Here is a 23,720-nt window from a genome sequence, read left to right as displayed (position 1 = left end):
TGGCTGGATGGCTAAATGGCTGGTCGTTCTAACGGTTTCGTTGAACGACCAGCCATTTAGCCATCCAGCCATTTGACCATTCGTATACAAACAGCGAAGCCCGGCTGCCTTCACAGGTAGCCGGGCTTCTAATCCTGGGGCCATCTTACCAAGCGACCGGCCACCGGGGACACCGGTGCGGCCATCTCAGTTCAGACCTGCCGTAATGCAGGGAAACATACGCTCCCCCGCGACACTTGAGTGTTACGCGCGTTCGGCGGTGAAGCGAACGACATTACTCAGGCTTGGCAGGATGGATTTGGGACTATCAGACATTTTGTACCTCCTTTCTTTTTGGTGAAACATAACCGTCGGGGGCGCTACCAACAACTTAGGTCCGCTGGCCGGGGCTGTAGCACTCGCTACGGTGACTAAAGTTATATGCCGTACGAATGGTTCAAAATAAAAAGCGGCTTTTTTTCTGCGCTGGCCTCGATTTAGGGGCATACAGCTGATTATCAGCGCTATTTTTTTTAGCCTTCGCTGCCCTTTTGAGCCGTTGAGCTTAGGCTTGGTATACTCCTTGCAAACAGCCCGTATAAGCGCGTGTTGCGCCTTTCGGTTGGTTTTGTATCTTTTCCCGACCAACCTCACTCCTACCCTTTTTCAGACCATGCAAAAACTCCTCCTGTCCCTGGTGCTGCTGCTCGGTATCAGCGGCATCGTCTCTGCCCAAACCATGTCGCCGCTGGGCGTGTGGACCAATAGCGAGAAGAAAGCCACCTTCGAGATTTACAAGTGTGGCAACAAGCTCTGCGGCAAGATTGTGTCGTTGACCGTGCCCAACGACCCGGCCACGGGCAAGCCCAAAACCGACTCGCAGAACCCCGACCCCAAGCTGCGCAGCCGGCCCCGCCTGGGCCTGGTGTTCATGCAGGGCTTCGAGTACGACGACGACAACAAGTGGGACGACGGCAAAATCTACGACCCGGAAAGCGGCAAGACCTACTCCTGCTACATGAAGATGGTCAACGCCAACACCATGGAGGTGAAAGGCTACATCGGCTTCTCCATGATTGGCCGCTCGCAGACCTGGACGCGCGTGAAGTAAGCCGCCCTGCCTGGCCCTGTTACCAGCCGCCTGTTCCCGCGAGGGAGCAGGCGGCTGTTGCATAATAGGACATGTCCATCTGCGGCGCGTTGCGTACCTTGCCTGCCCTCCTTACGCCTTCTTCCGTGTTCGTCCTCCGTTTTGCGCTGCTGCTGCTGTTTCTGCTGGCGGCCCCGTTGCTACGGGCCCAGTCGTCGGGCGGGGCGGCTATGCCGCTGGGCGTGTGGGCCGACGAGCAGGGCGAGACCCAGGTGGAGCTGTACCGCTGCGGTGAGCAGCTCTGCGGGCGCATCGTGCAGCTGCTGCACCCCACCGACGCCGAAGGCCACCCCCGCCTCGACGTGCACAACCCCGACCCTAAGCGCCGCCAGCAGCCCCACGTGGGCCTGACCATCATCCGCGACCTGCACTACAACGCCGAGGAGGGCCGCTGGGAAGGCGGGCAGATTTACGACCCCGACAACGGCCGCACCTACTCCTGCTACGTGCGCGCCCTCTCGGCCGAGCAGCTGGAAGTGAAGGGCTACATCGGCTTTTCCGTCATTGGCCGGGCCCAGCTCTGGAAGCGGGTGCGCTAAAATTCGGCGCCTGAGGATGAAGCAGCGGTGAAACTATTTCGGCAAGTGCGTGTTTTTCGCTCGGTCCGCCTAGTTCCCACACCGCCTTGCTACAGTTTCTTCGCCGCATCTTCCGGGGCTCGGAGCCCGAGGCCAGCTGGCAGCCCCTGCGGCGCCCGGCGGCCGAGCTGCGCGCCTACGAGCAGTGGGTACGGGAAGAACAATACCGGCGCTGGCTGGGCCCGTACTTCAAGGCCTACCACTACTGCAAGGCCGGCCTGCCGCCCTGCCACGGCGGCCCGCGGGTGCAGCGCCTGGAGGCCTGCGGGCAGCACGGGGCCGTCCTGTTCTACGACCCCGGCATCGGCCCGGCCAACTTCCGCCACCTGCTCGATTTCATCCGCGACCGGGCACTGGCTCTGGGCTACCACCTGGCCGCTTCCGACGGGCGCACCCGCCGCGGCCCGCGCTGCACCGAAACCGTGGCCAAGCACTTCCTGAAGCCCACGCCCTCGGACTGCCCCGACACGGGCCGCTGCCAGCAACGCTTCGGCCCTATCACCATCGACTTGGTGACGCTGAACGGACAGCCGGGCTTTATTCGGCTGGCCTGCAACCCCATCGAAGACTCCATGTTCTGCGAGGCCTACTCCTTCGATCAGCTGATGGACGCTATTTTCAACCTACCGCTCCCGGAAAAGAGCAGCGCATAAAAAAAGCCCCGCTACCATCGGCAGCGGGGCTTTTTCGTTGGCTCTACGCGGCTTACTCCTTCACGAAGCGGGCCTGACCGGTGAGCGTGCCGTCGGACTGGTGCAGGCGCAGGTGGTAGATGCCGGGCGTGAGGGCGTCGATGCGCAGCTCGGCGGCGGACGATACCGGCAGGGCCTGGCGCAGCACCACGCGGCCGGTTACGTCGGTGACTTCGGCGCGGGCGGTGCGGGGCGGCAGCAGGGGCAGGTGCAGCACGTCGTGGCCGGGGTTGGGGTACACGGTGAGGGCGGCCGGGCGGGCGGCGCGGTTGCTCAGTACCAGCGTGTTGTCGCGGGTGAGAGTGAAGCCCGTGTCCAGCAGCCACTGGTTGGGGTCCAGCACAATGGTGCTGACGGTTTCGCCGGCGGGCAGGGCCACGGCAAAGTCGGTGGTGGGCTGGCTCTGGCGCAGGCGCACGGTAGTGCTGCGGCCGCTGGTGAAGCGGATAAGGTAGTCGACTTCGGTATCAAAAAACGGCGTGACGGTGGGCATGGAGGCCGTTTCGGCGGTGCGCAGGGCCAGGTTGCTGCCAATCTGGTTCCAGCGCACGGCGAAGCCCGGGTAGCCCTGCCCGCGGTACCACTGGTCGAAGAAATACTGCAGCGGGCGGCCGGCCTCTTGCTCGAAGATGCGCTGCAGATCGGCCGTGCGGGCGGTGCGGCCGCCGTAGCTGCTCTGGTAGGTGCGCAAGGCCCGGAAGAACTTGGTGTCGTCGTTGAGCAGGTAGCGCAGCATGTGCACCACCGTGGCGCCTTTCTTATAGCTTAGCCGGTAGTTAAAGATGCGGCCCACGTTAGTGGTATCGGGCACGCGCACCGAGCCGCCGGGCTGAAACAGGTCGTACTCGCCGGTGTTAAAGTTGTAGTTGTTCTGGGCAATGATATGGGCATCGTCCATCCACTGCCGGGCCGTGGTGGCGCCGGCAAAGCGGTCCAGCGCCAGGTACTCGCCGTAGGAGGCAAAGCTTTCGTTCAGCCAGATATCCTCCCAGGAGGCGCAGGTCACGTTGTCGCCGAACCACTGGTGAAACAGCTCGTGGGCGGTGAGCGTGAACGTGAAGCCGTCCTGGGTGGTCATGGTCTGGTGCTCCATGCCCCCGCCGATGGGCGCCACGCAGTGCCCGTACTTCTCACCCGCGAAGGGATACAGGCCCGCCAGGGTAGAGAAGTGCTCGATAAAGCCCGGCGTGCGGTCAATTTCGGTGCGGTAGCTGTTCAGCGCCGCCTGGTTCTGCACGTAGTTCACCACCGGCACGCTGGGTCCGCCCGCGGGGTTGGCCGTCAGGGTGTACTCCACGTAGGGCGCCACGGCCACCGAAATCAGATAATAGGCAATGGGCGAACGGCTGTGCCACTCGTAGCGGCTGCGGCCGCTGCCCATGGGCGTCACGCGGCGCAGCACGCCGTTGGAGCCCACCTTATTGGTCGTGTTGGTCGTCACCCACACCGTCGAGGAGTCGGCCTTGTCGGTGAGCGTCTGCTTGACCGGGAACCACTCGTGGGCGCTGAAGGGCTCCGACAGGCTCCAGGTGATGCGCACGCCGTCCTTGGTGTCGGTGTCGAGGGCGTTGCCGATGGCGGCGGAGTTGCCGTGGGGCGAGGTGCCGCGGTAGTAGATGCGGGCCTCGAAGGTGCCGCCGGCGGGCACGGCCTGGGGCAGGGCGGCCGTCACGTCGCCGCCGGCGCGGCGCCAGCCGGGGCTGCGCCGCCGGGCCACCACGATGGAGTCGATGAAGTAGCCCCAGTTGTTGGTGGCGTCGCGGTTGAACAGCTCGAAGGCCAGCGAGTCGAGCGGCTGGCCCGACACGTTGCGCGCCCGGATCAGGCCCGAGCCGCTGACGGTGCGGGCCGTGTTTTCCAGGTTGAGGTCGAGCTTGTAGTAGAGCACGTCGTAGCGGTCCATCTTGCGCCGGTGCGAGACGCTGGAGGTGGCCGTGCGGGCCGCGGCGTGCAGGCGCGACTGGGCGCAGCGCAGGCCGCCGGCTTCGCGCTCGGCCGCCGTGAGGCGCGGGGCCGCCGGCTGGGCCAGGGCGCTGCCGCCCGTGAGCAGGGCCGCCCCTAGTAAGTAAACAAGACGCATAAGCAGCAAGGGAATGAGTGAAAACGGGTCCGGGCCGGCGTCGGCAGCGGGCCTGCAAGTTAGAGGACAATGCGCGCCGGTGAAAACGTTCGGGGACGGGTGTCGAACGGGTGGTTTCGGTGGTAATTTGCAACTTCCGGCCGGCCGGCGGCTCTCTTCTATACGGGAGAAATAACGGCGTGGACCGGCCCGCTTCATTCCCGATTCTTATGCCGCTACTTCTCCGCTTTTATCGTGAGCTGCTGCTACTGGCCGCGGCCCTGCTCCTGCTGCTGCCGGCGGCCCGCGCCACCCACATCGTGGGCGGCGAGCTGGACCTGCAGTACCAGCGCAGCAACATCTACCGCGTCTCGCTCACCCTGTACTTCGACGCCATCAACGGCAACAGCGGCGCCCTGGACCCGTCGGCCACCATCGGCATCTTCGAGCGCGGCTCCAACCGCCGCCTGCGCAACCTGGATCTGCCGCTGACGCAGAACACCTTTGTGCCCTACACCAATATTGCCTGCACCATCGGCTCGCTCAGCACCCGCCGGCTGGTGTACAGCACCGAATTGGAGCTACCGGCCAACACCTACAACGCCCCGGGCGGCTACTACATTGCCATGGAGCGCTGCTGCCGCAACGGCGTGATTGGCAACATTCAGAATGCGCCCGACGCGGGCCAGACCTTCTACCTGGAGTTTCCGGCCGTGGTGCAGGGCGGTCAGCCTTTCCGCAACTCCTCGCCGCGCATTTTCCCGCCCCTGAGCGACTACGCCTGCCTGGGCGAGCTGTTTTACTTCGACTTTGGCGGGCAGGACGCCGACGGCGACTCCCTGGTGTACGACATGGTGACGCCCCTGAACGGGCACGCCAGCACCTTCGACCCGCGGCCGGCGGCCCCCTTCCCGGCGCCGTACGCGCCCATTCGCTGGAGCACGGGCCTGAGCCAGACCAACCAGATGCCCGGCAACCCCACCTTGGGCATTCACCCGCGCTCGGGGCGGCTGACGGTGCGGCCCACCCGGCTGGGGCTGTACGTATTCGGAGTGCGCTGCGCGGAGTACCGCCGGGGCGTCAAAATCGGGGAAGTGCGCCGCGACTTTCAGCTGCTGGTCATTGCCTGCTCGCCCAACCAGACCCCGCAGATGACCGTGCGCGGCCCGGGGCCCGGCGGGCAGCCGCCTTATCGCCCCGGACGCGACACCCTGCGCCTGCTGCCCGGCCCGAACCGCTGCCTGAGCCTGCGCTTCACCGACCCCGACCCCACTTCGCGGCTGAGCGTGGAACTGCGGGCGGTGAACTTCCCCCAGACCCAGGTGCCCGTACCCTCCATCACCCAGGGCATGGTGCGCGGCCCCGGCATGCCCGACACGCTTACGGCCACCCTGTGCTTTCCCGCCTGCTTCAACACCCGCGGCCGCGTGTACCAGCTCGACGTCATCGTGGCCGACAACGGCTGCTCCCTGCCCCGCCGCGACACGGTGCGCGTAGCCTTTACGGCCCAGGCGCCGCCCAACCAGGTGCCCAGCGTGGCCATGGTGGCGCCGCCCACGCAGTTTCCCATCAGTGCCCGGGTGGGGGATTTGGTGGAAGTGGAGCTGCTGGGCCTCGACGCCGACCAGGACGTGGTGAGCCTGGAGCTAACCGGGCGGGGCTTCACGCCGGCTTCGGTAGGGGCGCAGCTGCTAGCCGTGACCTCGGGCCCGGGCCGCGCTACGGCCCGCCTGAGCTGGCGCGTCGACTGCCGGGCGGTGGCGCGGGGGCTGCACGAGTTTGAGATAGTAGCCGCGGCCAACCCCTGCCAGGAGCGGCAAACGAGCACCGTGCTCGTCATTCCGGTGCGGGTGCAGTACGCGAACGTGGCCCCGGTGCTGACGTCCTCGTTCCCGCCCGCATCTTCCGCGCCCGGCGCCCCGCCGGTGGTCATCCGCCTGCCCCTGGGCGGGGTGTACGAGGCCACCCTCAACGGCACCGATGCCGACCAGGACCAGCTGACCATGACGGCCGCCGCCGGCATCAATTTGGCCGCGGCGGGCATGACGTTCCGGCCCAGCACCGGCCCCGGCCGGGCCGCCGCCACTTTCCGCTGGGAGGCCAACTGCGAAGCCGCCCGCGCCGAGCCCCTGGACGTGACCTTTACCCTCAGCGACCAGACCTGCCAGCCCCAGCCGCAGCAGCGCGTCGTGCGCTTCGAGGTGGAGCGTCCGCCGGTGCCCGATTTTCTGCCGCCAAACGTGTTTACGCCCGACGGCAACGGCCTCAACGACCATTTTGAGCTGGCCAGCATGCTCCCGCCCGACTTCTGCGACCAGCGCTTCGCCGGGGTAAAAGTCTTTAGCCGCTGGGGCAACCGCGTGTACGAGTCGAAGGAGCGCAGCTTCCGCTGGAACGGCCGCGGCGTGGCGGCGGGCGTGTACTACTACCAGGTGGAATTTACCGACGGCCGCCGCTTCAAGGGCACCGTGACGGTGCTGCCGAAGTAAGAAAGCACGTCATCCTGAGCTTGCGAAGGACCTTTCTCTAGCTCGGCACCGCCGCCCCAGTCAAAGCCACCGGCCAGTTTTCGGCAGAACGGCACCAACGGAAAAGCGCCGCCACTACCAGCAAGGTTAGTGGCGGCGCTTTACAGTTGGTGCAGTGCCGCGTTTGCACGTTGGCATCAGCGGCGGTGCGGGGTTCGAGGAAGGTCCTTCGGCTGCGCCTCAGGATGACAAATCAGGAACTCAGAACAAGAACAGGAACATGGTAAACAGCACCACCCACAGCACGTCGACGAAGTGCCAGAAGATGCTCAGCAGCCGCAGGCGCAGGCGCCAGTAGGGGTTGCGGATAAAGGTGAGCATCCGGATTCCGTCGCGGGAGGCGCGGGCAGAGTAGGCCAGCAGCATGCCCACCAGCACCATGCCGCCGAGCAGGTGCAGCACGTGCAGCACCGAAATCAGGTAGACGGCCGTACCGGAAGGCTCCTTGGTGAGGAAGATGCCCTGGCGGTTCAGCTCCACCCAGCCCATAATCTGCAGGCCGGCGAAAACGGCCCCCATCAGCAGAGTGGCGCCCAGGCAGCGGGTAAGGCCGGCTACGTCGTCGGTGCGGTACAGGCGCGGGGCCTGGGCCAGCACGTAGCTGCTGAGCAGCAGCACCACCGTGCTGAGCGAAAACCAGCGCGGAAACGGAAACGGGCTGTGCGGATTGCCGTCGAGGGTGCGGGAGTAGAGGTACACCGCCGCCAGCGCCCCGAACATGACGGTGATGCCGCCCAGGGTGAGGTAGAGAATGAGTTCGAGCAGCGGCAGCCGGCTGCGCCGGGCCGAGGCCGGTGTGGGCCGCCCCGCCCCCACTTTGTCCTTGCGTTCCTTGTCCGAGTTCATGGCCTGGGTGGTGGAAAGCTCCCCCCGGGCCACAACCGCGCCCAACGCAAATAGTTGGCCGGCAAAGCTGGGTGGTGCTTCCCTCCAAGGTACGCAAAAACCCCGCGGGAGGCCAGCGCGCCGCGGGGTTTTTCGGCCCGAAAAAATCAGCTCCGGAAAAACGAACCAATCTTGCCCAGCACGGCGTTAAGCGTGATTTTTGGCCCGCGCCCGGCCCCGAAAGTCACCCAGGTTTTACCGGCTACGCGCAGGTCGAGCACCAGCCCCAGGCGGCGCATCAAATCGTTGAGCTGCTGCAACGGGTCGGGGCCCTTGGGGCCTTTGGGCTGGCGCGGGTCCTTGGGCTTACCGGCCCCGGTCAGCTCGTCGAGTACCTGGGCGCTGGGCAGGTTCAGGATGACGTAGCCACCCGAGGCGGCCAGCTGAATGTCGTGGCCGTTCCAGCTGATGACGAGGCGGGCTTCCAGCTCCAGCGCGCTAGCCACCGATGCCGGGGTTGGTGGCCGGGGGCAGGGCACTGGCGGGCGGATTCTCGCCCTTGGTGCGGATGCGCAAGGAGCCGTTTAGGCGCCAGGTGCTGGGCGCCGCGGCGGGGTTTTGGGGGTTGGGCATCTGCAGCTCCATCTGCTCGAAGTTGAGGGCCAGCTCCACGCCGCCCGAGAGTTTGGAAAGCAGCGAGGCGGCCATGTCGGCCCAGTTGGATTGGGTGGAATCAGCCATAGGTAGCGGCGGGGAAAAAGGGTGCGAAAGTGCGAACCGGCCGCAAGAAAGCACTGCGGCCGCATACCTGCATACGCAGCCCACCCGCGGAGCGCTGCATTACCCGCGCCCGGCCTTTTGCGTATGCAGGCTCGGCGGCCCCCCGGCCGCACCTTTTTTGTCCTGTTGTCTATGCCGCTTTCCTTCCGCCGCCACCACACCCTGCCGCTGGCCGCCCTGCTGGGCCTGCTGGCCGCCTGCACCCGCCCCGATTCGCCCCAGGCCCCCGTCGCCGCCACTCCTACCGACTCGGCTACGGCCGCCGCTACCCCGCCGCCCGCCCCGGCAGCCCCCACTGGCGCGGCCAGCTGCGCGCAGCCCTTCGGCCTCACCGACGGCACGGAGCTGACCTACCAGCTCAGCGACGAGAAAAAGCGGCCCCAGGGCACCCAGATTCTGAAAGTGGCCAGCATCACGCCCCACGAGGCCGAGAAGAAAGCCCCGGCCTACACCGAGGTACTGCTGAAAAGCTCGCTCTACGACGCCAACAACCGCCTGCAGCGCAACGACGAGTACGTGTACCAGTGCCGCCGCGACACGGTGCTCACCGACGGCCGCCTGCTGCTCGACCCGGCCCTGCTCCGCTCCTTCCGCGACCGGCGCTTCGCCTACGAGCCGGTGCACCTGGCCTGGCCCAACCAGCCTACGCCGGGTCCGCTGCCGGGCGGCAAGCTCACGGTGCAGGTCAGCTCGCCCAGCGTGGATATTGCCCAGGTAGTAACCACTGTGTCGCAGCGCAAAATCAGCGGGCCCCAGAGCCTGACCACGCCGGCCGGCACCTTCCAGTGCTACAAGGTGGAGGCCCGCTACGAATACGTGACCCAGGCCCGCGCCGACATGGCCCGCCGCTCGGTGAAGCGCGTGGTCGATTACTACGCCCCGGGCGTGGGCATGGTGCGCTCCGAAATGCACGACGCTGACGGGGAGCCGGACCACGTAGCCGAACTCATCAAACGCACGCCGGCCGCGCGCTAACTGCCGCTGAATGCGTAAGTTTGGGGCGGTTCGTTCCACCCCTAACTCCCTATGAAGCGCACTTTACTCGCTCTGGCGGCCGCCGCCACCCTCTTCACCGCCTGCCAGCAGCAGCAGCCCGCCGAAACCGCCGCCAACGCCAACGCTCCGGCCGCCGAGGCGCACGAGCACTCGGAAGCCGAAGAAGAAGCCGAAAAGAATGCCAGCGCGGAGGGCAAGACCACGGCCGCCGGCAAAGTCTACGGCGCCGACGTGACGGAGGAAGGCGCCCAGCCCATGTCGGCGCTGCCCGTGGTGCTCGGCAACCAGGATTCGGCCCGGGTGAAGCTCGTCGGCGAGGCTACGGCCGTGTGCCAGGCCAAGGGCTGCTGGATGCAGCTGCAGACCGCCGACGGCAAGAAAATGCGCGTACGCTTCAAGGACTACGCCTTCTTCGTGCCCAAGGACACCCAGGGCAAGACGGTGGTCGTGGACGGCTGGGCCCACCGCGAGGAAATTTCGGTGGCCGACCAGCAGCACTACGCCAAGGACGCCGGCAAGTCGGACAAGGAAGTGGCCGCCATTACCAAGCCCGAGCAGCAGCTCACCTTCATGGCCGACGGTGTGCTGATCAAAAACTAACCGCTGATTTCCGGCTGATTATACTGATTGCGCTGATTCAGGCGTCATCAGAACGGGTGGTGCCACGACTCCTAAAGTCGTGGCACCACTATTTTTACCCCGCACCGCCCGGAAGGAAAAGCGGCGCTGCAAGTGCTCAGGAATCGACTTTCTGCGGCAATACGCTGACATTCAACTCCGCAGAAGCCCCAGCACCAAAACTAATCCGGCTATTATTTTTAGCCGGCCGGTTCGGGGTATTTTTACCGCGCCGAACCTGATTTCTCCCCAACCCCGCCCCATGGACCTATTCGCCGACCAGAGCGTTCAGACGAGAATCCGCACCCTCACCGCGCGCCTGCACCACCTCAACTACCAGTACTACCAGAACGACGTGTCGGAGGTGTCGGACCAGGAGTTCGACCAGTTGCTGCGCGAGCTGCAGGAGCTGGAAAAGCAGTACCCCGAGTACGCCCAGCCCAACTCGCCCACCCAGCGCGTGGGCGGCACCATCACCAAGCAGTTTCCGACGCAGGCGCACCGCTTCCCCATGCTCAGCCTGGCCAATACCTACTCGGAGGCCGATTTGCGCGAGTTCGACGAGCGGGTGCAGCGCGGCCTGGAAGGCGCCGAGTACCAGTACGTCTGCGAATTGAAGTTCGACGGCGTGGCCATGTCGCTGCGTTACGAACACGGGCAGCTGACCCAGGGTGTGACGCGCGGCGACGGAACCCGCGGCGACGTGGTGACCAGCAACGTGCGCACCATCAAGACGCTGCCCCTGCACCTGCGCGAGGACGCCGAGCAGGCCGCCCCGGCCGATTTTGAGGTGCGCGGCGAGGTGTTCATGCCCCTGTCGGTGTTCAACGACCTGAACGCCGAGCGGGAGCAGAACGGCGAGGCCCTGCTGGCCAACCCGCGCAACGCCGCCTCCGGTACCCTGAAGCTGCAGGACTCGGCCCAGGTGGCCGCCCGCCGCCTGCGCTTCTATGCCTACAGCTTCCTCAGCACCGGCCGCCACTTCCCCACCCACAGCGCCGCCCTGCGCGCCCTCAAGCAGTGGGGGCTGCCCGTGTCGGACACCTGGCGCCTGTGCGGCAGCATCGACGAGGTGCTCAGCTACATCCACGAGTGGGACAAGAAGCGCTTCGAGCTGCCCGTGGCCACCGACGGCATCGTGATTAAGGTGGACGACTTGCGCCAGCAGGAGCTGCTGGGCTTCACGGCCAAGAGCCCGCGCTGGGCCATTGCCTACAAGTACCCCGCCGAAGCCGGCCGCACCCGCCTGCGCGACATCATCTACCAGGTGGGCCGCACCGGCGCCGTCACCCCGGTGGCCCTGCTCGACCCGGTGCCGCTGGCCGGCACCGTCGTCAAGCGCGCCTCGGTGCACAATGCCAACCAGATTGCCGCCCTCGACCTGCGCATCGGCGACCTGGTGTTTGTGGAGAAAGGCGGCGAAATCATTCCCAAAATCACCGGCGTCGACCTGCCCTCCCGCCCGGCCGACGCCGTGCCTGTCGTGTACCCCACGGCCTGCCCGGCCTGCGGCACGGCGCTGGTACGACCCGAGGGCGAGGCCCACTTCCGCTGCCCCAACGAGCGGGGCTGCGCGCCCCAGCTCAAGAGCAAGCTGGAGCACTACGTCTCGCGCAAGGCCCTGAACATCGACGGGCTGGGCGCCGAAACCGTGGGCCGCTTCTTCGACCTGGGCCTGGTGCGCGACGCGGCCGACCTCTACGAGCTGCCCCAGCGCCGCGAGGAGCTGGTGAACCTGGACCGCCTGGGCGAAAAATCGGTGCAGCGCATGTACGCCGGCCTGGAGCAGAGCAAGGAAGTGCCTTTCGACCGGGTGCTCTTCGGCCTGGGCATCCGCTACGTGGGCGAGACGGTGGCCGAAAAGCTGGCCGCCCACTACCGCAGCATCGCCCCCATGCTGGCGGCCTCGGTGGAGGAGCTGGCCGCCGTGCCCGAGGTGGGCGGCGTCATTGCCGAAAGCGTGGCCGCCTGGGCCCAGGACGAGGCCAACCGCCAGCTGGTGGAGCGCCTGAAAGCCGCCGGCGTGCAGATGCAGCTCACCGGCGAGGCCCCGCAGCCGCTCAGTGACCGGCTTAACGGGCTCACGTTCGTCTTGTCGGGCGTGTTTGAGCAGCACTCGCGCGAGGAGCTGGAGCAGGTGATTGTGCGCAACGGCGGCAAGGTGACGGGCTCCATTAGCAAGAAACTGAGCTACCTGGTAGCCGGCGACAAAATGGGCCCGGCCAAGCGCGAAAAGGCTACTTCGCTGAACGTGCCCATCATCGGCGAAACGGACCTGCTGGCCATGGTGTCGGACGGCGGGTTGTAGCAAAATTTAATGCCAGCCGGCACGTTATGGGCGGGGCGCGTTGTTTACCTTAACGACGCGTCCCGTCTTTTTACCACCGCTATGAAAAAGCTTCTACCCTCCCTGTTGTCCCTCGCCCTGCTGCTCGGCGCGGCCGTCTGCGCCCAGGCCCAGACGGCCCCGACCCTGACGCCCCCGCAGGCCCAGCAGCAGCTGGCCAAGTCCGGCACGGTGCTGCTCGACGTGCGCACGCCCGCCGAGTTTGCCGCCGGCCACCTGCGCGGCGCCCGCAACGTGAACTTCCTCTCCACCGACTTCGCCGACCAGGTAGCCAAGCTCGACCCGACCGCCACCTACGTGCTCTACTGCAAATCGGGCAACCGCTCGACCCAGGCCGGCACGCTGATGCTGCAGAAGGGCTTCAAAAACGTGGTCAACGCCGGCGGCTTCGAGGCCCTGAAAGCCGGCGGGCTGGCCGCGGAGTAAGACCCACGCGGAAGATTCAGCGGATGAAGACCAAGGCTGCCACGCTACTGTTTGGCGCGGTGCTGCTGCCCTTCGCTGCCCCGGCCCAGGCACCCAAGCCCGTGCCGGCTGACAGTGTGCGCCTGCTACTCAACAGCTCTGGGCGGTTTGTCACGCCGGTTCCACTCGCGCTCAGCCTGCGCCTGGCGCAGCAGCGCGGGGTAGTCGTTATCGATGTTCGTTCGGCAAGTGAGTTTCGTAGCGGCCACGTACGGGGGGCACGCAACTTCCCTTACGAATCGTTCGACCAGTTTCGGCCGGCCGTGCCGCGTTTCAAGGCCAAGCAGCTTTATCTGATTTACGGGTCTTCGGCCAGTCAAAGCAATGAGGTGGGCGCAGTGCTGGGCAAACTCGGCAAGGTTTATTGTCTTACCGCTGAGCCGTACGCGGCGCTGCTCAGCGCTGGAGTTCCAACAGAATAGCCCGGCGGGAACCACAAAAAGCCCCGGCCGTGTGAGCGGCCGGGGCTTTTCGGTCTTATGAAGGGCCACTGCGGACCTTACTTGCCGTCGAAGCTCTGCACCATGCTGTTGTGCAGGGTCTTGGGGCTCCAGTATCCTGAGGCGATGATGCGGCGGATGGTGAACAGCGGGTCCTGCTGGTCGCGCTTTTCGGCCAGCACGAAGGCGGCCACCATGCCGCGCTGCTTGAGCTGCGGAATGGCCTCGGGGTTCCACAGGCCGAAGGGGTAGGCGAAGTACTTGATGTCCTTGCCGGTAATTTCCTCCAGGGTTTTGGTGGGCTTCTCAATCTGCGTCACCCAGTCCTGGCCCTGGTACTTCTTCACGTTGTGGTGGTCCCAGGTGTGCGAGCCGATGACGTTGCCTTCATCCGAGAGCTGCTTCACCTGCGCCTTGCTCATGTAGTTGGGCCGGCCCAGGCTCACGGTCATAATGAAGTACACGGCCTTGAAGCCGTACTTATCCAGTGTGGGCTTGGCCACGGTGAACTGGTCGAGGTCGGTGTCGTCGAAGGTGAGCATCACCGGCTTGGAGGGCAGCTTGGCACCGGTGGTCAGGTAGGCGTAGAGCTGATCGGGCAGGATGGTGTGGTAGCCCGAGTCGGCCAGCATCTTGATCTGCTCCTTGAACTTCTCCACCGGCACGATGTAGTCCTTGGCGCCCTTGGAGTCCTTGGCGCGCCAGTCGCGGATCTGGTGGTAGCACAGGATGGGCACCTGCGGGCGGGCCAGGATGGCGGCGGCGTTGCCCACGGCCGAGGCCGGGATGCTGCTCGGGTCGGGGGCGGTGGTGGTGACGTCGGCCGGGGTAGCGGCTTTTTCCTCCGCGGCGGTAGCGGCGGCGCCCGACATGGCTTCGGCCGCGGCGGCCGGGTTTTCAGTTTCGGAAGCCGAGGCTTTTTCGGTGTTGCAGGACGACACGGCTAGGCCGGCGGCTAGGGCGACGGTGCCCAGCAGTAGAGTAGAAAAGCGTTGCGACATGCGGGGGAAAGAGGCGGCCACCGGGGCCTGGAAAGGAAAGTCAGAGGATAGAAACCGACAGTTTACAAGTTGAACGTCATGTCGAGCGAAGTCGAGACATCTCGCGTGCTGATGCCCGAATAGTAACCCGCTCGTTCAACGGAGAAATTACTACCCAAGCGAGATGTCTCGACTTCGCTCGACATGACGTTCGAATTGCCCTCACGCAGGTCCGACGACGTTCAACGTCCGCCTTCGTACCTTCGCGCGGCCGGTTCTTCCCACAAAACTAACGGATTCGGCCCCTCATGCACAAACTTGACTCCCGTCGACCTGCGGTTCACGGCACCGGCGTCGCCCTGGTTACGCCCTTCTCCCCCACCGATTTTTCCGTCGACTACTCCGCCCTGCGCCGCCTGCTCGATTTTGTCATCGACGGCGGGGTGGAATATATTGTCATCAACGGCACCACGGCCGAGTCGCCGACCACGACCGCGGCGGAAAAGGCCGAAATCCTGCGCGTGGCCAAGGAGCACGTCGCCGGCCGAGTGCCGCTGGTCTACGGCATCGGCGGCAACGACACGGCCGCCGTGGAGCGCACCATCCAAGGCACTGACCTCGAAGGTATTACGGCCATCCTGTCGGCTTCGCCCTACTACAACAAGCCCACCCAGCGCGGCATCGTGGCCCACTACCAGCGCCTGGCCGACGTGGCCCCGGTGCCGGTTATCCTTTACAACGTGCCCGGCCGCACCGCTTCCAACATCACCGCCGAAACCACGCTGACCCTGGCCCAGCACCCCAACATCATCGGCACCAAGGAAGCCAGCGGCAACGTGGAGCAGTGCATGCAGATTGCTGCCGGCAAGCCCGCCGACTTCCTGCTCATCTCCGGCGACGACATGCTCACCACCCCGCTCATCTCCTTTGGCGGCGTGGGCATTATTTCGGTGCTGGCCAATGCCTTCCCGCGCAAGTTCTCGGACATGACCCGCCACGCCCTCGCGGGCGACTACGCCGCCGCCTCCAAGCTGCTGTTCGAGCTGCTGCCCCTGAACCCACTGATGTACGAGGAAGCCAACCCCGTGGGAGTGAAAGCTGCGCTGGAGCTGCTCGGGGTGATTCCCGGCGCCGTGCGCCTGCCGCTGCTGGAGGCCTCGGAGGGACTGCGGGCGCGCATCAAGGCGCTGCTGTAACGGTAGCCCTGGCAGTCATTGCGAGCGAAGCGCGGCAATCCTTCCTCCAGTAGCACCGCCGGAAAAATACCTACGACCGAAAACGGCACCGCCCTAAACCATAGACGCAGGTTCCGGGCGGTGCCGTTTGCGGTTTCTACCAGTTGTAGCGTTTCTACTATTAGAGGAACGATTGCCACGCTTCGCTCGCAATGACTGCCATCCGAACCGTTCTACCACCCACTAGCCAGCACGTCGGCCACGTGCAGGGTCTTGAGCGGCAGGCGCTCCTTGCGGATGTAGGCGTCCAGGTGCATCAGGCAGCTGGTATCGGTGCTGACGAGGTATTCGGCGCCGGTGGCCAGGGCGTGCTCCACTTTCTGCTGGGCCATGGCTACCGAAATCGGCTCGAACTTCACGGCGAAAGTGCCGCCGAAGCCGCAGCAGGTTTCGGTTTCGGCCATTTCCAGGCGCTCCAGGCCGGCTACGGAGTCGAGCAGTTGCCGCGGCTCCTCCCGAATCTGGCACTCCCGCAGGGCCGAGCAGGAGTCGTGGTAGGTGTACTTGCCGGGCAGCCGGGCGCCGGGAATTTCCGTCACGCCCAGCACGCCCACCACGAACTCGGTGAATTCGAACACCCGGCGCTGCAGGGCCGGAAACTCCCCGCAGCGCGGCGAGTCTTCCAGCAATTCGCCGTAGTGGTTGCGCACCATGCCCACGCAGGAGGCCGAGGGCCCGACCACGTACCGCTCGGCCGGGCCGGCAAAGTCGGTGAGGAATTTCTCGGCTACCTGCTGGCTTTCCTGGCGGTAGCCGGCGTTGTAGGCGGGCTGCCCGCAGCAGGTCTGGGCAGGGTTATAATTCACCTGGCAGCCGAGGGCTTCGAGCACCTTCACCATGTTCATGGCGGTGTCGGGGAAGAGCTGGTCGACGAAGCAGGGGATGAAAAGGTCAACGAGGGCGGCGGGCATGGCAACAGGCTAGGTAGTATCGGCGGGCGCAAGGTACAATCTACCGTCATCCTGAGCGCAGCGAAGGACCTTCCTCATACCCTGCACCAGCCGAAAAGCGCAGCCACTACCCATTCGGGGCGCTTGTGGCTGCGCTTTTCGGTAGGTACGAATTAGCTTCTGCGCCAGGACTTGGCCGGCGGTGCGTGGCGCGAGGAAGGTCCTTGGCTTCGCCTTCCTTCGGTTCGCTCTGCTCAGGATGACGTTCTGGTTAATGCCGTTCGGTTATGAACGTTCTTTCATCGACGTTCTTAGTGCCCCGCAAACACCGCCGCGCTCATCCGCCGGGCCTCGGCCAGCGCCGGCATGTCCAGGCCGGTGGGCACGCCCTGCTCCTGCAGGTAGAGCACCAGGTTTTCGGTGGCCATGTTGCCGGTCAGTTCATCGGCGGCCATGGGGCAGCCGCCGATGCCGCCCAGGGCCCCGTCGAAACGGCGGCAGCCAGCCGAGAAGGCAGCTTCCACCTTCTCGCGCCAGCTCTGCGGGGTGGTGTGCAGGTGGGCGCCGAACTCGATGCGCGGGAAAGCGGCCGTCAGTTCGCGGAAGGGCGGCACGATAGTTTCGGGCGTAGAGGCGCCGATGGTATCGGACAGGGCCACGATGCCGATGCCCAGCGCGTCGAGGCGGCGGGTGAAGTCACCGAGCACCTCGGGGTTCCACGGGTCGCCGTAGGGGTTACCGAAGCCCATCGAGAGGTACACCACCAGCTCCTTGCCGCGCTGCTGGCACAGCTCCTGCATGCGGGCCACTTCCTCCAGCGCCTCGGCGATGCTCTTATTAGTGTTGCGCTGCTGGAAGGTTTCGGACACCGACAGCGGAAAGCCCAGGTAGCGGATTTCGGGGTAGCCCGCGGCCGTTTCAGCCCCGCGCAGGTTGGCCACGATGGCCAGCAGCTTGGTTTTGGTGGTCGAAAGGTCCAGGCCGGCCAGCACTTCGGCCGTGTCGCGCAGCTGCGGAATGGCCTTGGGCGAAACGAAGGAGCCGAAGTCCAGCGTGTCGAAGCCCACGCGCAGCAGCTGGTTGAGGTAGGCGGTTTTGGTTTCCGTCGGGATAAAGTCCGTCCAGCCTTGCATGGCGTCGCGGGGGCATTCGATGAGCTTCATGGGTGGGGAGCGGGGAAATGGGGAACGGGGCAAAGGTAGAAGGGCCGGGCGGATGGCCCGGCCGCCCCACCGTATAACCGCCGCCGGGCCGTTGCGTTTGCCCGGCCCCGCCCGGCGCACACAGCCGGCCGGCAAAGCAGGTCCAGCGGGCTTCCGCCGCCGGACCGCGCCCGTCCGGGAGGGGCAAGTTTGCTCGCACTGATGTTCCTACCACTCGCGCCGAGGTTCCTACCATTTGCGGAAGGGTTTCTACGGCTCGCGGCAAGCTTATTTTTGCTCGCGCTGACGTATCGGATGCTCTTGTTGATGTATCAAATGCTCGCGTTGCAGTCCCGGAGGCGCGCGGGCCGGTAGCTGAAGGACGCGGGTACGTATCGGCCGTAGCCGGACGGGTAACGAAAGCAGCCGGGGGCCTACCGAAGGCTGTCAGGCGCTTATCCGAGGATTGCGGACTGCTGGTGAGGCCTCGCCGTCGGGCGGAGGCGGGCTGCGGCGCAGGCACGCCGCCCGACGGCGGCAGCCCGGCGTCTGCAGCGGCTCAGCAGCGCCCCCGCGGGCCGAACGAAAGGCCCGCCGAATGGTGTTCTGCCTGGGTATGCGCCAACTGATGACGACGCGCCGGCCCCTGGGTTGGCTTTTATCCTCCCTCCTATTTGCCTTTTTCCTGGTTTCCTGCGGCAAGCAGCAGACGCTGCAGGGCATCTTCAGCCAGCCCCGCACCCCGCACGAGGCCTACGCCCGCAAGCTCCGGCAGTCGGGCCTGGACCAGACCGCCCTGGGCCGCGACTGGCTGGCGGCGGCCGAGCGCGCTCTGCAGGATTCGCTGGTGGTGACTTTGCCCTTCCGCGAAACCGGCATCTTCCGGGCCGACGCGGCCTTTGCTGCCTCCTACCGCTACGCCGTGCGCGAGGGCGAGAAAATCAACATCACCCTGACCGTGGAGCCCGCCACGGCCGACGTGCGGGTGTTCGTCGACGCCTTCGAGCTGGACCCGAGCAGCAACAGCCCGCGCCCCCTGGCCTCGGCTGATACTGCCGCCCGCTCCTTCAGCTACGTGGCTGAGGACTCGCGGCAGCACCTGCTGCGCGTGCAGCCTGAGCTGCTGCGCCCCGGCCGCTTTACCATCCGCATTCAGCGCGACCCTTCGCTGGCCTTCCCGGTGCAGGGCAAGAGCGACGCGGCCGCCGGCTCGTTCTGGGGTGCCGACCGCGACAACGGCGCCCGCCGCCACGAGGGCATCGACATCTTCGCCGCCAAGGGTACGCCCGTGGTGGCTGCCGCGCCCGGCATGATTTCGCGCGTGGGCGACACGCCCCGGGGCGGGCTGGTGGTGTGGCTGAGCGACACCCGCGGGCAGCACCTGTACTACGCCCACCTCTCCAAACAGCTGGTGCAGCCCGGGCAGCTCGTCAAAATCGGTGACACGCTGGGGCTGGTGGGCAACACCGGCAACGCCCGCACCACCCCGCCGCACCTGCACTTCGGCATCTACCGCGGCGGCCGCGGCGCCGTCGACCCCTACCCCTTCGTGCGCCGCGCCGATAAGGAGCCGGCCGCCCCGCGCACCCCGGCCGAGCGCCTGGGCCAGTGGGTGCGCCTGACCGCGGCCCGCACCGCCCTGCAACCGGCCCCGATAGCCCAGAAAAAGCAGCCCGCCGCCCTGCCCAAAAACGCCCCGCTGCTGGTCGTCGGGGCCACCGCCGACTGGCTGCGGGTGCAGGCCCCCAACGGCCGCCTGGGCTACGTGCCCGCCAAAGCCGTGTCGGCCGAGGCCCTGCGCCGCGAGGCCCTGCCCGCCACTGCCGACCTGCTCAGCCACCCCGCCCCTACCGCCGCCCCGCTTGATACCCTGCCCGCCAAAGCCCGCGTAGCCGTGCTGGGCGAGTGGAGCGGCTACCAGCTGGTGCGCAACGCCGCCGGCCGCGTGGGCTGGCTGCGGCTGGGGTGATTGGGGTTGAACGTCATGTCGAGCCTGTCGAGACATCTCGCGTGCTGACTTCCACAAGCATTTTCTTGATCGAACAAAGGAATTGCTGCCGGCCATTCGCGCGCAAGATGCTTGGTGGCGCTCTGCATGACGAATTGGCTGTTTTCTGAACCCGCTTACTCCCTACCTGCACGCCCTTCTTATAGCTACCTGCCTGGACTTGACGATTCACAGCGTCCGAAAAGCTAACCCGACTATTGCCACCAGGAAAAGAATCCGCAGCAAATAGCCCGCTATGAAGTTGCGCCGGCGGTACTGGTCATCGATCATGGCTGAGTAGGGTCCTCTAAACCCCTTGATTAGCCAGAAAAACAACCCGCCCAACCATAATGTGGTTAGCAGCGGGACAAACTGTTCCTTGCCCATTATTTATTTCCCGAGAATAAGACTCAACTGGTCCAATATAACTGAATAGCCAGGAGCCCTGCTGGTCTTACTGGTATCAAAACAAAACGGCCCTTCCCGCGCGGGAAGGGCCGTTTTCGCGTTCTTGGCTGCGGTAAGCGGCCGTCAGAACGACCAGCCATTTACCCATCAAGCCATTTAGCCATTCAACACCCTAATCCGCCACGACGACGGCCTTGTTGAGCTTTTTGGCGAAGGCAATGCGCTTTTCGCGGCCCGAGGCGTCGACGTAGTCGAAGCCCACGGCGCGGTTATCGGCCTGCACGGCGCTCCAGCCGGCCGGGTCGCTGCCTTCGGGGGCGGCGGTGACGGTGCGCGGAATGGCGGGCGAGGTGAACTTGTCTTCGGCGAAGAAGCTGTTCATGCCCTGGAGAATGGCCATTTCGCGGCTGCGGACCGAGGCGGCCTGCGGGTCTTCCTGCAGGGTCCGCTCGTTGATGAGGGCCTTGGCCGGAATGACCTCGTTGCGTAGGGTATCGCCCTTGGCCGAGATGATGAGGAAGCGGGCGTTGGCGTCGATGATTTTGGGCCCTTGCAGCAGCAGCACGAACCGGTCCTTGCTGCCGCGGTCGGAGAAGGCGTGCTGGGCCTGCACGGTGCGTAGCACGGTGCGGCTGGTGAGACGGCTGCGCTCGGCCTCGGGCTTGGGGGTGTATACCCGCTCGGGGTTGTTCGACGTGCCGACTTCGCGGTCCGTCGTCACGCACGACGACTGGGCCAGCAAGAGCAGCAGCGCCGCGGGAAGCAATATGTGTTTCATGGGAGGTGGAATCTGCGGGGAGTACGCCTTATACGCAGCGGACGAGGCCGGCGGGCAAACGGCCGCCAATATTACACCGCCGCAAGGCATTTTCTGCCCCGTACGCAAGGATACCGCCGCGGTTGCGCCGGCCAAGCTTAGAGCAGCCCGATTTCCAGGCCCAGCGTGAGGCGCGGCAGCTCGGGGTACAGGCTTTGCCAGGGCTTCCGGAACGTGTCGCTGAGGCGGTAGCGGGCGGTGAGGGCCAGGCGCTGACTGCCCAGGCGGGCCCCGGCCCCGTAGGTCCAGCGGCGCAGGTAGGGCAGGCCGGTTTCCGTCACGCGCACCCGGCGGGCCCGGGCGCTGTTGGGCTCGTCCTCGGCGTGGTGCGAGGTGCCGGCCACCCAGCCGCCCCAGCCGCTCACGTCCACGTAGCGGCCCACGGTGTTGCCCTGCCGCCCAAAGCGCAGCCGCAGCCAGCCCTCCAGATCGAGGCGGTGCAGCACCAGGGCCTCGCGGTGGTGCAGGGTGGCATCGGGCAGGCGCTTGGTTTCGTTCTGCGCCAGGCTGTAGCGCTGGTACACGTAGCGCGCATCGGCCCCGACGGCCAGCACCCGGGTCAGCCGCAGCTTCTCGCGCAGGCCCACGGCCATTTCGCTGGAGGCCCAGGGGCGCAGCTCGGCGGCTTCCCCGTCGGGCTGGCCCACCACGGGTGTGTAGCTGGCGAACAGGTGCCGGAAGTGCCGGCGGTGCGGGCCGTAGTTCTGCCGGGCGGTGTCCTCGGCCACTTCGGTGCTGAGCAGGGGCCGCTGGGCCCAGGCCGGCCCCGCCGCTAGTAGCAGCAGCGCGCCGCTCCAGCGTAGTGCCGTTTTTCCCCAAAAGCGCGTAGCTGTTGCCTTCATGCCGTCCGATTACTGATTACCAAATACCCACTACCTGCTACCTATTTCCCAATTACGGCAGCCGGTACTCGGCGGTGTAGCCGCGGTAGTGCACGCGCAGCAGGTCGCCGCTGCTCCAGCTGCCGGCGGGCAGGCGCAGCACCGCCCGCTGCGACACTTCCAGCACCTCGTAGCGGCGCAGGCGGCCCCGCGCATCGGCCAGGTGCCAGTAGCAGTAGTCGGGGTACGGCAGGGGCAGCGGCAGCTGGGCTTCGGCGGCCGCGGCCGGGCGCAGGGCCGAGCTTCGCTCCCGCCCCGGGCGCGGCACGGCCGGGGCGTTGCGGCTGCTTTCGGCCAGGGCCCCCACGGCCGCTACCGAGTCGGCAAACAGCGGCAGGGGGCGCAGGGCCAGCGTGGCCTCGGGCCGGATAACGACCTGCACATCGGCCCCGGCGGCGCGGATATCGAGGGTGGGCGCCACCACTACCGGCGCCTGCAGGCAGCGCCCGGCCTGCGGCAGCCCATAGCCGTGGGCGTAGTCGAAGTACGGGTAGAGCGTGGCCGAGCGCTGCAGGCGCTCAAACAGCTCCATGGCCTTGAGCCCGCGCTGCTGCTGCCACACGCAGGCGGCCAGCCCGGCCACCAGCGGCGCCGCGAAGGACGTGCCTTCCAGCTCCTGCACGTCGCCGCGCGGGGCGGCGGTCATCACCACCCCAAAAGCGGCCACGTTGGGCTTGCGCCGGCCCCCGGTGGCCGGGCCGCGGGAGCTGAACTCGGTGGCCAGCCAGTTGTCGGGGTCGAGGGCGCCCACGGCCAGGGCCGAGTCGGCGTCGGCGGGCGTGCCGATGAGGCGCCACCGGTCGTCGTCGCCGTCGTTGCCGGCGGCGCACACCACCAGCATGCCCTTGCGCACAGCCAGGTTGGCGGCGCGGGCCACCAGGCTGGTGCGGCCGTCCATCTGCTCGCGGAAGTAGCGGGTATCGGTGTAGCCCAGGGAGGAGTTGATGATATCGGCCCCGAGGCGGTCGGCCCACTCGGCGGCGGCCAGCCAGGCTTCTTCCTCGGCGTAGGTTTCACGGCTCAGCAGCTCGGTGCGGGCCAGCAGGTACTCGGCCCGGGGCGCGAGGCCCAGCGGGGTGCCGTCGGAGAGGCGGCCGGCCAGGCAGGCCAGTACCTCGGTGCCGTGCGAGCCGCCGCGGTACACTTCGGGCCGCCGGCGCATGAAGTCCCGGGTGGCCACGATGCGCTTTTCGCTCAGCAAATGAGCCAGGGCCGGGTGCCGGTCGGTGCCGCTGAAACCCACGTCGAGCACGGCAATGCGCAGGCCGCGGCCGTCGAGCTGCTGGCGGCGCAGCACGTCGCCGCCCAGGGTGCGCGTCTGGCGCTGGGCCAGCTGCCGCTCGGCGGCCGTCAGGTGCGGGGTGCTGTCGGGCAGCAGCACGAGCGGGGCCGGGCGGGCGGCGGGCTGGGCCAGCAGTCGGCGCATGGGCTCCACGGCCCGCACCCCGGGCAGCCGGCGCAACGCGGCTACCTGGGCGGGCGTGGCCCAGCAGGCCACGGCGTTGAACCAGCGGCTGGTACCGGCCACCGAATCGACGCGCTGCTGCACCTGTTGCAGGTAATCCGGACGCAGGGGGTAGTCGGTGAGGTCGGCGGCGGGCAGGTGCTGGCGGCGGCGGCGGGCCCGGGCCTCGGGGCTGAAGTACGTGGCCGCATCGAACCGGACGCCCTGCTTGTCGCGCAGAAACACCCAGTATTTGGCCGAAACCGGAACTGGGGCGGCCGGGCGCGGGGCCGCCGCGGGCCGCAGCGGTAGGGCGGCCAGGGCCAGCAGGCCAGCAGAAATCAGTCGAACGAGCACCGGGATGAGCAAGCAGAAAAACGGAGCCGAAAGTACGGCGGGAAGTTGGAATCTGGGGGCTCCCGGCCCCACCGGCGGGACGCCCGGATTAGAACTCAGCGCCGCGGGGCTGCGTAACCCGG

The 23,720-nt window shown here is 66.5% G+C and carries 21 protein-coding genes; 11 read left to right on the top strand and 10 right to left on the bottom strand.

Going from position 1 to position 23,720, the window contains the following annotated elements:
• The first annotated feature begins 652 nt into the window (after positions 1 to 652).
• The 3 genes from EJV47_RS06105 (at position 653) to EJV47_RS06095 (ending at position 2,360) form a co-directional block, all read left to right on the top strand.
• Entirely contained in the window at positions 653 to 1,090 is a 438-nt protein-coding gene (locus EJV47_RS06105; protein ID WP_126692239.1) for a DUF2147 domain-containing protein, read from the top strand.
• A 125-nt stretch (positions 1,091 to 1,215) separates the two neighbouring features.
• The gene (locus tag EJV47_RS06100) at positions 1,216 to 1,668 is read left to right on the top strand and encodes a DUF2147 domain-containing protein (protein ID WP_165903635.1); all 453 of its coding nucleotides are present in this window, start codon (positions 1,216 to 1,218) and stop codon (positions 1,666 to 1,668) included.
• Positions 1,669 to 1,754: 86 nt separating this feature from the next.
• Positions 1,755 to 2,360, top strand: a complete 606-nt coding sequence (locus EJV47_RS06095) for a hypothetical protein (protein ID WP_126692237.1) — start codon at positions 1,755 to 1,757, stop codon at positions 2,358 to 2,360.
• A 52-nt stretch (positions 2,361 to 2,412) separates the two neighbouring features.
• Here the strand turns inward: EJV47_RS06095 and EJV47_RS06090 are convergent, their stop codons facing one another.
• On the bottom strand, positions 2,413 to 4,479 hold the full coding sequence (locus EJV47_RS06090) for a M1 family metallopeptidase (protein ID WP_165903634.1): 2,067 nt from the start codon (positions 4,477 to 4,479) through the stop codon (positions 2,413 to 2,415).
• 209 nt (positions 4,480 to 4,688) lie between these two features.
• Between EJV47_RS06090 and EJV47_RS06085 the strand changes: the two genes are divergently transcribed.
• Positions 4,689 to 6,947: a T9SS type B sorting domain-containing protein gene (locus EJV47_RS06085; protein ID WP_126692235.1), complete on the top strand. Its 2,259-nt coding sequence runs from the start codon at positions 4,689 to 4,691 to the stop codon at positions 6,945 to 6,947.
• A gap of 240 nt (positions 6,948 to 7,187) precedes the next feature.
• Here the strand turns inward: EJV47_RS06085 and EJV47_RS06080 are convergent, their stop codons facing one another.
• From EJV47_RS06080 to EJV47_RS06070, 3 genes are all read right to left on the bottom strand, one after another.
• On the bottom strand, positions 7,188 to 7,832 hold the full coding sequence (locus EJV47_RS06080; protein WP_126692234.1) for a cytochrome c oxidase subunit 3: 645 nt from the start codon (positions 7,830 to 7,832) through the stop codon (positions 7,188 to 7,190).
• 146 nt (positions 7,833 to 7,978) lie between these two features.
• Positions 7,979 to 8,317, bottom strand: coding sequence for a hypothetical protein (locus tag EJV47_RS06075; RefSeq protein WP_126692233.1), 339 nt, complete (start codon positions 8,315 to 8,317; stop codon positions 7,979 to 7,981).
• Positions 8,310 to 8,552, bottom strand: coding sequence for a hypothetical protein (locus tag EJV47_RS06070; protein ID WP_126692232.1), 243 nt, complete (start codon positions 8,550 to 8,552; stop codon positions 8,310 to 8,312). The genes EJV47_RS06075 and EJV47_RS06070 overlap by 8 nt, the downstream gene beginning before the upstream one ends.
• Before the next feature lie 171 nt (positions 8,553 to 8,723).
• On the opposite strand from EJV47_RS06070, the gene EJV47_RS06065 reads away from it, so the two are divergent.
• The 5 genes from EJV47_RS06065 (at position 8,724) to EJV47_RS06045 (ending at position 13,439) form a co-directional block, all read left to right on the top strand.
• Positions 8,724 to 9,566 carry a TapB family protein gene (locus tag EJV47_RS06065; RefSeq protein WP_126692231.1) on the top strand — a complete coding sequence of 281 codons (843 nt, stop codon included), beginning with the start codon at positions 8,724 to 8,726 and terminating at the stop codon, positions 9,564 to 9,566.
• A gap of 51 nt (positions 9,567 to 9,617) precedes the next feature.
• A complete protein-coding gene (locus tag EJV47_RS28615; protein ID WP_243651027.1) occupies positions 9,618 to 10,187 on the top strand; it encodes a DUF4920 domain-containing protein in 570 nt (189 codons plus the stop codon).
• Positions 10,188 to 10,467: 280 nt separating this feature from the next.
• Positions 10,468 to 12,513 carry an NAD-dependent DNA ligase LigA gene (ligA, locus tag EJV47_RS06055; protein ID WP_126692230.1) on the top strand — a complete coding sequence of 682 codons (2,046 nt, stop codon included), beginning with the start codon at positions 10,468 to 10,470 and terminating at the stop codon, positions 12,511 to 12,513.
• A gap of 81 nt (positions 12,514 to 12,594) precedes the next feature.
• A complete protein-coding gene (locus EJV47_RS06050) occupies positions 12,595 to 12,978 on the top strand; it encodes a rhodanese-like domain-containing protein (RefSeq protein ID WP_126692229.1) in 384 nt (127 codons plus the stop codon).
• Positions 12,979 to 13,001: 23 nt separating this feature from the next.
• A complete protein-coding gene (locus EJV47_RS06045) occupies positions 13,002 to 13,439 on the top strand; it encodes a rhodanese-like domain-containing protein (protein WP_126692228.1) in 438 nt (145 codons plus the stop codon).
• A gap of 77 nt (positions 13,440 to 13,516) precedes the next feature.
• Here the strand turns inward: EJV47_RS06045 and EJV47_RS06040 are convergent, their stop codons facing one another.
• A complete protein-coding gene (locus tag EJV47_RS06040) occupies positions 13,517 to 14,458 on the bottom strand; it encodes a polysaccharide deacetylase family protein (protein ID WP_126692227.1) in 942 nt (313 codons plus the stop codon).
• A 287-nt stretch (positions 14,459 to 14,745) separates the two neighbouring features.
• Between EJV47_RS06040 and dapA the strand changes: the two genes are divergently transcribed.
• Positions 14,746 to 15,633 (top strand): 4-hydroxy-tetrahydrodipicolinate synthase, encoded by an 888-nt coding sequence (gene dapA / locus EJV47_RS06035; protein WP_126692226.1) that lies wholly within the window; start codon positions 14,746 to 14,748, stop codon positions 15,631 to 15,633.
• Between the two features lie 212 nt (positions 15,634 to 15,845).
• Here dapA and EJV47_RS06030 read toward each other — a convergent pair whose 3' ends face one another.
• Positions 15,846 to 16,583, bottom strand: a complete 738-nt coding sequence (locus tag EJV47_RS06030; RefSeq protein ID WP_126692225.1) for a (Fe-S)-binding protein — start codon at positions 16,581 to 16,583, stop codon at positions 15,846 to 15,848.
• A 290-nt stretch (positions 16,584 to 16,873) separates the two neighbouring features.
• Positions 16,874 to 17,725, bottom strand: coding sequence for a hydroxymethylglutaryl-CoA lyase (locus EJV47_RS06025; RefSeq protein ID WP_126692224.1), 852 nt, complete (start codon positions 17,723 to 17,725; stop codon positions 16,874 to 16,876).
• A 595-nt stretch (positions 17,726 to 18,320) separates the two neighbouring features.
• Between EJV47_RS06025 and EJV47_RS06020 the strand changes: the two genes are divergently transcribed.
• Positions 18,321 to 19,673: a M23 family metallopeptidase gene (locus tag EJV47_RS06020; RefSeq protein WP_165903633.1), complete on the top strand. Its 1,353-nt coding sequence runs from the start codon at positions 18,321 to 18,323 to the stop codon at positions 19,671 to 19,673.
• A gap of 598 nt (positions 19,674 to 20,271) precedes the next feature.
• Here the strand turns inward: EJV47_RS06020 and EJV47_RS06015 are convergent.
• From EJV47_RS06015 to EJV47_RS06005, 3 genes are all read right to left on the bottom strand, one after another.
• On the bottom strand, positions 20,272 to 20,877 hold the full coding sequence (locus tag EJV47_RS06015; RefSeq protein WP_126692222.1) for a hypothetical protein: 606 nt from the start codon (positions 20,875 to 20,877) through the stop codon (positions 20,272 to 20,274).
• Positions 20,878 to 21,014: 137 nt separating this feature from the next.
• The gene (locus EJV47_RS06010) at positions 21,015 to 21,758 is read right to left on the bottom strand and encodes a hypothetical protein (protein ID WP_126692221.1); all 744 of its coding nucleotides are present in this window, start codon (positions 21,756 to 21,758) and stop codon (positions 21,015 to 21,017) included.
• A gap of 52 nt (positions 21,759 to 21,810) precedes the next feature.
• Positions 21,811 to 23,598: a S8 family serine peptidase gene (locus EJV47_RS06005; protein ID WP_126692220.1), complete on the bottom strand. Its 1,788-nt coding sequence runs from the start codon at positions 23,596 to 23,598 to the stop codon at positions 21,811 to 21,813.
• Positions 23,599 to 23,720 lie beyond the last annotated feature (122 nt).

Origin of the sequence: Hymenobacter gummosus (assembly GCF_003970915.1) — a bacterium.
GTDB classification, from domain to species: Bacteria; Bacteroidota; Bacteroidia; order Cytophagales; family Hymenobacteraceae; genus Solirubrum; species Solirubrum gummosum.
This window is presented reverse-complemented; position numbering and strand designations above follow the sequence as displayed.